The 10,136-nt window shown below is 59.7% G+C and carries 9 protein-coding genes; 6 read left to right on the forward strand and 3 right to left on the reverse strand.

All coding sequences use genetic code 11. The features are described from left to right. The first annotated feature begins 159 nt into the window (after positions 1-159). The 5 genes from LIX91_RS16055 to LIX91_RS16075 all read left to right on the forward strand — a co-directional run bounded on the left by LIX91_RS16055 (position 160) and on the right by LIX91_RS16075 (position 5,251). On the forward strand, positions 160-1,719 hold the full coding sequence (locus LIX91_RS16055) for a cryptochrome/photolyase family protein (protein ID WP_226488763.1): 1,560 nt from the start codon (positions 160-162) through the stop codon (positions 1,717-1,719). After that, complete coding sequence (locus LIX91_RS16060; RefSeq protein WP_003315231.1) at positions 1,716-1,859, forward strand: DUF2256 domain-containing protein; 144 nt, start codon at positions 1,716-1,718, stop codon at positions 1,857-1,859. Before LIX91_RS16055 ends, LIX91_RS16060 begins: the two co-directional genes overlap by 4 nt. Positions 1,860-2,005: 146 nt before the next feature. Then, a complete protein-coding gene (locus tag LIX91_RS16065) occupies positions 2,006-2,434 on the forward strand; it encodes a DUF2231 domain-containing protein (protein WP_003368607.1) in 429 nt (142 codons plus the stop codon). After that, entirely contained in the window at positions 2,431-3,723 is a 1,293-nt protein-coding gene (locus LIX91_RS16070; protein ID WP_226488764.1) for a PQQ-dependent sugar dehydrogenase, read from the forward strand. The genes LIX91_RS16065 and LIX91_RS16070 overlap by 4 nt, the downstream gene beginning before the upstream one ends. Before the next feature lie 328 nt (positions 3,724-4,051). Continuing rightward, positions 4,052-5,251: an MFS transporter gene (locus LIX91_RS16075; RefSeq protein ID WP_226488765.1), complete on the forward strand. Its 1,200-nt coding sequence runs from the start codon at positions 4,052-4,054 to the stop codon at positions 5,249-5,251. 73 nt (positions 5,252-5,324) lie between these two features. On the opposite strand, the gene LIX91_RS16080 is transcribed toward LIX91_RS16075, so the two are convergent. Both LIX91_RS16080 and LIX91_RS16085 read right to left on the reverse strand, forming a co-directional pair. Next, positions 5,325-6,965 carry a methyl-accepting chemotaxis protein gene (locus LIX91_RS16080; RefSeq protein WP_003415797.1) on the reverse strand — a complete coding sequence of 547 codons (1,641 nt, stop codon included), beginning with the start codon at positions 6,963-6,965 and terminating at the stop codon, positions 5,325-5,327. A gap of 266 nt (positions 6,966-7,231) precedes the next feature. Beyond that, entirely contained in the window at positions 7,232-8,227 is a 996-nt protein-coding gene (locus LIX91_RS16085) for an aldo/keto reductase (protein ID WP_003342942.1), read from the reverse strand. 169 nt (positions 8,228-8,396) lie between these two features. Between LIX91_RS16085 and LIX91_RS16090 the strand changes: the two genes are divergently transcribed. After that, the gene (locus tag LIX91_RS16090) at positions 8,397-9,119 is read left to right on the forward strand and encodes a haloacid dehalogenase type II (RefSeq protein ID WP_004410551.1); all 723 of its coding nucleotides are present in this window, start codon (positions 8,397-8,399) and stop codon (positions 9,117-9,119) included. Between the two features lie 25 nt (positions 9,120-9,144). Here the strand turns inward: LIX91_RS16090 and LIX91_RS16095 are convergent, their stop codons facing one another. Further along, positions 9,145-9,663: a GNAT family N-acetyltransferase gene (locus LIX91_RS16095; protein WP_003415800.1), complete on the reverse strand. Its 519-nt coding sequence runs from the start codon at positions 9,661-9,663 to the stop codon at positions 9,145-9,147. Positions 9,664-10,136: the final 473 nt, after the last annotated feature.

The following is a 10,136-nucleotide window of genomic DNA, read 5'->3' on the forward strand; positions in this document are numbered from 1 at the left end:
TTGTTTCGCACAGAAAAAGACACTGCGAACAAATAGTTAACAAATTTTTCACATTTCCGTGCTGAGGCCGGACGTGAGTCGCCGTGAGGGTCTGACACGTATCCCATCGAAAAGCGCTATGAAAATCTTGTACATGAAATTACATTGGTACAAGTTTTTATGGCTGCGGAGCCTCTTCCATTGACCCAAGCCCCTCGTCTCCACCTGATCCTTGGCGATCAGCTTTCCTTCGGCCTCGCGTCCCTGAAGGACCTGTGCCCCGAACGCGACGCGGTCCTGATGGTCGAGGTCATGGAAGAGGCGAGTCATGTGCCGCATCATCCGCAGAAGATCGTGCTGATCTTCAGTGCCATGCGTCATTTTGCCGAGGCGCTGCGTGAGCGTGGTGTTCGGGTGCAGTACGTCATGCTCGATGATCCGCAGAACACCGGGTCGGTGCCGGGTGAGTTACAGCGTTGGCAGGCCCTGTTGCGAGCAGAAGAGCTGCACGTTACCGAGTGTGGCGACTGGCGTCTGGAGCAGTCGATCAAGGACTGCGGGTTGCCCATCCAGTGGCACGCCGATACGCGCTTTCTCTGTTCCCGTGACGAATTCTCATCGTGGGCGCACGGCAAGAAGCAGTTGCGCATGGAGTTCTTTTACCGGGAGATGCGCCGCAAAAGCAGGCTGCTGTTGAACGGCGACGGTACGCCGGTCGGTGGTGCCTGGAACTTTGATGCCGAGAACCGCAAGGCGCTGCCCAAGGGTGTGGCAGCGCCTTATCCGCTGCGCTTTTCCGCCGACACCATTACGCGCCAGGTACTAAAGCTGGTAGGCGAGCGCTTTGCCAGCCATTACGGTTCGCTGGATAATTTCGACTATCCGGTTACGCACGCCGACGCTCAGGCGCTGTGGGAATACTTTCTGGACTATGGCCTGGCCGGTTTCGGCGATTATCAGGACGCGATGGCCACTGATGAGCCTTTTCTGTTTCATGCGCGCATCAGCGCGGCGCTGAACATCGGGCTGCTGGATTTACGCCAGGTGTGCAGTGACGTTGAATCCGCGTACTGGTCGGGCAGGGTGGGGCTGAATGCCGCCGAAGGTTTCATTCGCCAACTGATCGGCTGGCGGGAGTATGTGCGTGGCGTCTATTGGCTGAAAATGCCCGATTACGCGAGCGGCAATCTGTTCGGTAACAGCCGGCCGCTGCCCGAGTTTTACTGGACCGGTGAAACCAAGATGAACTGCATGAGTCAGGCCATTGGCCAAAGCCTGAAGCATGCCTACGCCCACCACATTCAGCGCCTGATGGTGACCGGCAACTTTGCCCTGCTTGCCGGCATCGTGCCGGAGCAGATTTGCGAGTGGTACCTGGCGATCTACATGGACGCCTTCGACTGGGTCGAGCTGCCCAATACGCTGGGCATGGTCATGCACGCGGATAGCGGCTATCTGGGCTCCAAGCCTTATTGCGCCAGCGGCCAGTACATCAAGCGCATGTCTGACTATTGCCGCGGCTGTGCGTACAAGGTCACTGAAAGCACCACTGAGGATGCCTGCCCGTTCAATGCGCTCTACTGGCATTTCCTGATGCGCCACGGCGACCTGTTACGTCGCAATCAGCGCATGGCAATTATCTATAAGAACCTTGATCGCATGGCTGAGCCCAGGCAACAGGCGCTGTGGGAGCGGGGCGAGCATTTGCTGGCCAGACTGGATGCCGGAGAGGCGCTTTGAAAAAGAACGAGCTGCCGGTCAAGACCTGCGTGGTCTGCGGGCTGCCGTTTACCTGGCGCAAGAAGTGGGCGCGCTGCTGGGATGAGGTGCTTTATTGCTCTGAGCGTTGCCGGCGAAACAAGCGCACTGCACGCGAGTAGCGTTTTCAAAATATTTCGAAATGAAAAACGCTGAACTATCGCGTGCTCAGCATGATCCTTCCTTATGCGCATTCAGCGCGACCCCGACCTGCCAGCGCATCCGCACTGAGTTTTGATCCAGGGTCGCCGAACGAAAAGGAGCCGTCATGACCGTAACCACCCATCCCGTCTACCGCTACACGCCAGGCCCGCTACATGCGACCTTGCTTGCCGGAACCGTGCCTTTGTTTCTCGGTGGCTTGCTGAGTGATATTGCCTATTACCAGACGTTTCAGGTGCAGTGGAGCAACTTTGCCGCCTGGCTGATTGCCGGAGGCCTGTTGTTCTGCGGGCTGGCGTTGCTGTTCGCGTTGGTCAATCTGGTTCGCGCCGATCACAAGGCCGGTCGTCCCGTGGTGTACTTCCTGTTGTTGCTGGTTACCTGGGTGCTGGGTCTGGTCAATGCCTTCGAGCATGCGAAAGACGCCTGGGCGGTCATGCCGTCTGGCTTGATCCTGTCGGTCATCGTCACTGTTCTGGCCTGCGTTGCGACGTGGACCGGGCTCACCAGCCTGCGTTCCGGAGGTGCAGAATGAGAAATATCCACGCATTGACTGCATTGAGCATGGCGCTGCTGCTGAGCGCCTGCGGTGGTGAAGCCGACAGCACTCAGGCGCGCGGACCGGACCCGAAGCTGCCGGACCCGCAACGCGGCCTGTTGCCGAGCATGAAGATTGCCGAACCGACCGCATGGGGCGATCAGAAGCCTGCCGTGCCTGAGGGGTTCAGCATCACGGCGATTGCCAGTGATCTGAATATTCCGCGCCAGTCCATCGTCTTGCCCAACGGCGACATCATCGTTGCCGAAGGACGCGGCGGCAGCGCTGCCAAGCTCAAACCCAAGGACGTGATTGCCAGCGTCATCAAGGCCCATGGCAACACCAAGGTCAAAAGCGGTAATCGTCTGACACTGTTGCGGGACGCGGACGGCGACGGCAAGTACGAGCTGAAGACGGTCTTTGCCGAGAACCTTAATGCGCCTTATGGCCTGGCCTTCGCGAACGGCAAGCTGTACGTCGCCAACCAGGATGCGCTGGTCAGCTTCGATTATCAGGAAGGTCAGACCAAGGCCAGCGGTGAGCCGACCAAGGTCACCGACTTGCCATCGGCGATCAACCACCACTGGACCAAGGCGCTGACGGCAAGCCCTGATGGCCGTTACCTGTATGTCGGTATCGGCTCGAACAGTAACGTGACCGAGCGCGGCATGGAGGTCGAGATTGATCGGGCCATGGTCTGGCAGATCGACGCCGCCACTGGTGCCCACAAGCCTTATGCGACCGGGCTGCGCAACCCGACGGCACTGGCGATTCAGCCGGGCACCGGGCAGTTGTGGACCGTGGTCAACGAGCGTGACGAACTGGGGCCTGATCTGGTTCCGGACTACCTGACCTCGGTGAAGGAGGGCGCGTTCTACGGCTGGCCTTACAGCTATTGGGGCCAGAATGTCGACACGCGTGCCCAGCCGCAGAATCCGGCCAAAGTCGCTGCGGCGATCAAGCCTGATTACAGCCTTGGTTCGCACGTCGCCGCACTGGGCGTGTCGTTCTCGATCCCTGCCATGGGCGACAAGTTTGCCGATGGCGTGTTCGTTGGTGAGCACGGCAGCTGGAACCGCGATAACCCGGTGGGTTACAAGGTGATCTTCGTGCCGTTCAGCAATGGCCGTCCTGCGGGCGAGCCTGTGGATTTCGCAACCGGTTTCCGCGGAGCTGACGGTAAGACTCGCGGCCGGCCAGTGGGCGTGACGGTTGATCCGAAAGGCGCACTGATCATCGCTGATGACCTGGCAAACACCGTCTGGAGAGTGACCCGCAACAAGTAGGTCACATGACCTGAGATCGTTGTTGAGTGATCGTTCCCAAGCGCTGCTTGGGAACGCTGTTCTTGACGCGGAGCGTCGGCACGATAGTCGATGATTGATCGTTCCCATGCTCCGCGTGGGAATGCCGTTCGTGACGCTCTGCGTCAACCATGCAGCCTCTCCGCGGAGCATCGGCCTGATGGCCAGTCTTCGCTGGGCTTACTTTGCGTCATCCACACAAAATTCTTTCGCAAGGTGGCTTCGATACGGGCTTACACGTTAGGGTTGGCCGCTTACACGCGCTGGCCCGAGCGGCCGGTCGCTGACATTCCCGAATTCTGGAACCGCTGTGAGTCGCTTTGAAACCGCTGGAAACGTAGAAACAAAACCCGCTTCATGGTGGGCCGTTGGCAGCGTATCGCTTGGGTCGTTCGCCACCGTCACCACTGAATTTCTGCCGGTCGGGCTGCTGCCCGATATCGCTCGCGACCTGGGAACCAGCATCAGCCAGACAGGCTTGATGATGGCCGTCCCCGGCATCCTTGCGGCCATCTCGGCACCGTCCTGTATTGCCCTGTTCAGTCATGTCGACCGCAAGCGCCTGTTGCTCGGGCTGCTGTCGATATTGCTGGCATCCAACCTGATCGTCGCGTTGTCTACGCACTTCTGGCTGACACTCGCAGGCAGGGTCCTGCTGGGCTTCGCGCTGGGGGGATTCTGGACGATTGCCGGGTCCCTCGGGCCGCGCTTGAGGCCCGGCAAGGAGGGCGTCAAGGCCACGGCTTATGTGCTGGCGGGCGTCTCGATTGGCACTGTCGCCGGGATTCCGGCCGGTACGTTGATCGGTGAAGCCTTCGGCTGGCGGGCCGCTTTTGAAACAGCGGCAGTGGTCACGGTGGCAGTGGGTTTGTTGATCGCATTCTTCCTGCCTGCGTTGCCGGGCGAGCGTTCCGCAGGCATCAGCCAGATGCTGTCGCTGGCTGGCGAGCAACGCATTCGTCGCATGTTCGCCGCCGCACTGTTGATCTATGTCGGGCACTTCGCGGCTTACACGTACCTCGCACCCTTCGTGCAGGAATTCGCGCATATTCAGGGTCAGGCCCTGGGCGCATTGCTCTTCGCGTTCGGCCTGGCGGCAGTTGCAGGCAATCTGGCCGGTGGAGCCCTGGCGGCCAGAAGCGCGCCGTCCTCGGTGCTGATCATGACCCTGCTGATGCTGGGTTCGCTGACGGCGCTGCTGATGTTCGTCGGTAACCCGTGGCTGCTCTGGCCGGTGATTCTGGTCTGGGGGTTCGCTTTCGGGATGATCCCCATCACCACGCAGATCTGGTGTTTCGAGGCCTCCAATGATCGTGTCGAAGGCGTTCAGGCGTTGCTGGTCTGTGTGGTGAATCTGTCGATAGGCGGCGGGGCGTTCATTGGTGGTGTGGTGTCCGGTCGGGCCGGCTTTACCGCTGCCATCGTGATCGGCGCGGTATGTGCCGCGCTGTCCATGCTCACCGTGATACTGGCGATGCGCAACTCAAGGCCGGTCAGTTGCATAGACTGATCTGCCGATAATGGGATACCGCGGCGATGCTCAATCCATCGTCGCGATAACTCATCACACCTTCATCACACCCTCAGCCTGCCTTGAAAAATGCGACTTTGCGGGTCAGGCGATCCGCAAGCTGTGCCAGCTCCTCACTGGCGGTTGCCACCTGCTGCGATCCATTGGCAGATTTGAGCGTCGAGTCGTGGATGCTGGTGATGTTTATCGCAACGTCTTCTGCCACCGCGCTCTGTTGAACCGACGCGCTGGCGATCTGCGCGTTCATGTGATTGATCGCACTCACTTCCTGATTGATTCTCGACAGGGCGTTTTGGGCATTGCGTGTCTGTTCCACGGCACGATTGACCAGTTCACAGCTGTCGCGCATGTTCTGTGCCGCAGTTTCAGTACCGCCCTGCAGCGTGCTGATCATGTTCTGAATCTCCTGGGTCGACAGCTGGGTGCGATTGGCCAGCGAACGAACCTCATCGGCGACCACCGCAAAACCTCGGCCATGCTCGCCCGCGCGGGCGGCTTCAATGGCCGCGTTGAGCGCCAGCAGGTTGGTTTGTGAGGCAATCGAGTTGATCACCTCGATCACCTTTTCGATCTCCTCGCCGTGCCGTGAGACCCGCTCCACGGTGCTGGTCGTTTCAGTCAGCGTGGCCGCCAGTTGTTCGATGGCAGTGGTCGTGCCTTCGACGAGCGTGTTGCCGTTCGCCACCTCACTGTCAGCCAGACGTGCAGCGTCTGCGGCCTGCGCTGCATAGCCCGACACTTCACTGACCGTCGCGGCCATCTCGCTGATGGCGGTGGCCACCTGTTCGGCTTCACGGGTCTGCACCATGATCTGCGCATTGTTGGCAGAGGAGGCCGTCGACAGCACGGTAGAGGACTGGCTGACCTCCTGAGCGGCCATGCGTACGTCGGTGATGGTTTCTGAAAGACGGTTTAGCGCCGTTCTCAGCACACCCATGACGCTGTCAGGATAGGCCGTGGTGATGGTTTGCTGCAGATCGCCCGCTGCCAGTCGGCGAATGGCCTCGGCAACATCAACCGGCTCTGCGCCAAGGGTCTTTTTCACGAAGCGGATGATGAACGCCGACAGCACGATGCTCAGCAGCACAGCGAACGCCGTGGCCAGCAGCATCAGGCCACGGAACTGGCTGGCGGTCGCCTGCACATTATCCAGCTGGACCCTGATCGAGGCTTCCTCATGGTCGATGAGCGCGTTGATGCGCTTCAGCCATTCACTGTAGTTACCGGAGGTCTGGCTCAGCAACAAGGCCTGCGCACCGGCGATGTCTCCGGCACGGCGCAAGGCAATCACGCTCTTGGTAGAGCCGAGCGTTTGCTGCTCGATTTCCTTGATGCCCCGGAGCAATTGGCGTTCTTCGGCACTGACATTGGGCTTTGTGAACAACTGCTCCATCGGCACAGCCGAGTCGACATAGTCCTTTTCAAGGCGGGTCATCTCTGCCAGATGCAGCGCCAGGTCCTGATCGTTGTTGACCAGCACGGCGTCACGCAGGGCGATCGCACGGTTATGCACGCTGCCCCGGAAGTTGATCGCATAGCGTTGCACCTTGGCGGCATTTTCGCCTACGTCTTCCAGGGTGCTGTCGATGAAGCCGACCCGCTGAATGCCAACGGCGGTGATCAAGATGAGCAGCGACACGACAGCGGCGAATCCCAAGCCGATGCGCGTAGCCAGAGAAACCTGATTTTTCATGAAATGAACCTGAGCGAGGCAAGAGAAGAAGTCGAATTAAATAATGGCAAAGAGCCTTTATTCAGAATGGCCTGACAATACCGTCCAGTCGACTCGCTGCCCAATAGATATTTGCGCACGGTGACATAGACAGGTGTTATTTCAGAACTGTATGACAGTTACGAAAGCGTGGGGTGCGATCTTTAGGGTCCTCGTCGTCGCTCTGTGCCGCGGGTAACCGGCGACGCTCATGTCGTTCGCCGGTTACGGGTGTTTTGCTGCGTCGGTCAGACGAAACCGGTCACTGCATGGGGCACGTACGGAGCTTCGAGACGTTTGATGTCCTCATCACTGAGCACCAGTTGCAGCGCTGCGATGGCATCGTCCAGTTGCGTGGCCTTGGAGGCGCCGACGATGGGCGCGGATACACCGCGCTTGGCCAATACCCAGGCCAGTGCGATTTGCGCCATTGGCACCCCGCGCTCTGCGGCCAGCTGTTCCACGGTATCGATCACCCGACCGTCTTCCTTTTCCGTCGCCTCGTAAAACGACTGGCCGGAAACGTCGGTTCTGGTCCGCTCCGTCTGCTGACCATGGGGCCTGGTCAGCCTGCCGCGTGCCATCGGGCTCCACGGCATCAGGCCGACACCCTGATCGATACACAGCGGGATCATCTCGCGCTCTTCTTCGCGATACACCAGGTTCAGGTAGTTCTGCATCGAGACGAACCTGCTCCAGCCATGCGCGGTCGCGACCTGCTGGGCCTTGGCGAACTGCCATGCGTACATGGAGGACGCGCCGATGTACCTGGCCTTGCCGGCCTTGACCACATCGTGCAGGGCTTCCATGGTTTCTTCGATGGGCGTGTCATAGTCCCAGCGATGGATCTGGTACAGGTCGACGTAGTCAGTGCCGAGTCGCGTCAGGCTCGCGTCGATACTGGACATGATGGCCTTGCGCGAGAGCCCCTTTTCGTTAGGACGGGTCGAGCCTTCCCACATGTTTGCCGGAAAGAACACCTTCGTGGCGATGACGGTCTCGTCGCGACGGGTGAACTCTTTGAGCAATTTGCCGACGATGGTTTCCGAAGTACCTGCCGAGTAGCTGTTGGCCGTGTCAAAAAAATTGATGCCTTGCTCGACGGCGTGTCTGATGATCGGCCTGCTTGCTTCTTCGCCCAGTGTCCAGGGATGCGTTCCGGCATCGGGCTCGCCGAATGTCATGCATCCAAGGCACAGTCTGGAAATATCCAGCCCTGTGTTGCCAAGCTTTACGTAGTCCATGAATCCTCCGTCTATCGTTGATTGATCAGCCGCCGAGCTGTTTCGGTGCCGTCCATAACATTTACAGTTGGGGTAATGTCTGCCCGGAACAACTCGCTTCGGCGCGATTGGTTCTATAGTTCTAGTTCTGTAGAACTATAAGCGACTGTGCACGATTCGGGAGAGCAATATGGCCAGACTGGAACAGATAGGGTTTCTCGGTTTCGATGTATTCGGCACCGTTGTCGACTGGCGAAACGGCGTGGCGCGGGCCGCTGCGCCATTTCTGCAGCGGCATGGCATGCACGTCGACCCCCTTGATTTTGCCGATCAGTGGCGCGGCCTTTATCAACCTTCCATGCAGCGCGTACGTGCGGGTGAGCGCCCGTACGTGACACTCGATGTGCTCAACCGGGAGAGTCTCGAAACCGTGCTGGCGCGCCACGAGGTGGATTTCGGCAGCATCTCCGACGCCGAGCTCGCCGAGCTGAACAAGGCCTGGGAACGGCTCGATCCATGGCCCGACTCGGTCGCAGGCCTGACCCGATTAAAGCGCAGATTCTCGATCGGTACGCTATCGAACGGACACATTGCCGGAATGCTCAACCTGGCGAAATTCGGCGGACTGCCCTGGGACGTCATCGTCGGCGCGGAGATCGCCGGCACCTACAAACCGATGCCCCAGACCTACCTGAAGTCTGCAAAAGCAGTGGGCCTGGCGCCGCATTGCGTCGCCATGGTGGCTGCGCATAACGCCGACCTGACTGCCGCACGTGCGAATGGCTTCAAGACCGTTTTCGTCCGACGTCCCGCCGAGCACGGGCCAGGCCAGACGTCTGATCTGACCGCCTCACAGGACTGGGACGTGATCGTCGACTCCCTGACCGAAGCGGCTGACGCGCTCGATTGTTGAAGCGCTTGTCACCCGGGTGGGCCGGTCACCCGCGCAAGTCTTTCCACATGTGCACCTTGGGGACGAACCCGGTGCCTACAGCAACTGCAAGGGGTTCGAGGCCAAAGGTCACGAAGCCCATGCGCTCGTACAGTCCGACTGCTTCGGCGTTGCCCTGCGTGACAGTGAGCTGGACGACCAGAAGCTCGGGACGGGTTTCGGCGTGGTCGAGCACGCTGCGTACCAATTGAGCGCCGATGCCCCTGTTCCTGTGGGCCAGTGGCACATACATGCCGAACAGGGTCGATTTGTGTCGGGCCTTCTTTCGGGTTTCGACGCAGAGGCCGGCGACGCCCAGCAGGTGACCGTCTTCAACGGCGGCAAACACCACTTCGCTTGCGTCAGCGCTGTCATCCAGCCTCTTTTTCCACCACTCGGCAGGCAGCACTTCGCGCTCCTTCACGTCAGAGGTAAAGGCGTCTGGATGACGTTCATAGGCCTCGAGCATCAAGGCGCGATAGGCAGGTGCATCGGCCGGAGTCAGTCGTCGGTAGGTGAGGGTCATGGAGGCCGGGCTCGTGTGAATCAGGTTTCGAGTATTGCATCGGATGCCTGGAAAAGTCGCCGCCCGCCGCTGAAATTGGAAGCAGATCTGGCGGCTGGACAGTCATGCCGTTTGACGGACACTTTCGCGGTTTGTAACTTTTTGTTTGCCTCATCGCCGAAAATCGTGGTTATTATCCCGGGCGTCCAGGGCCAAAAACCCGGCGCCAATGGCTGTCACGGGTCCACAGACTCCGCAGTCACAGCCGATCGGGTCCACCCTGGCGCTGACACCCCGGCGCAGGCCGTTCCCCGTCGTTGACCCTCAAACGGAAGATGAGGTTTCAATTGGTCACGCGGTATGCAAACGTCAGTTCCAAGGGCAGAGCGATCAGTCTCGTCAACGAGCCAGCCATCCCCCTTTCTGTAGGCGAGTCGCGCCGTGCCGCGTTCGTCTGTCATCCCTCTGCGATCCCCCCGAGCGCTTGCATGTCA

It is taken from the genome of Pseudomonas sp. B20 (genome assembly GCF_020515755.1).
GTDB classification, from domain to species: domain Bacteria; phylum Pseudomonadota; class Gammaproteobacteria; order Pseudomonadales; family Pseudomonadaceae; genus Aquipseudomonas; species Aquipseudomonas syringae.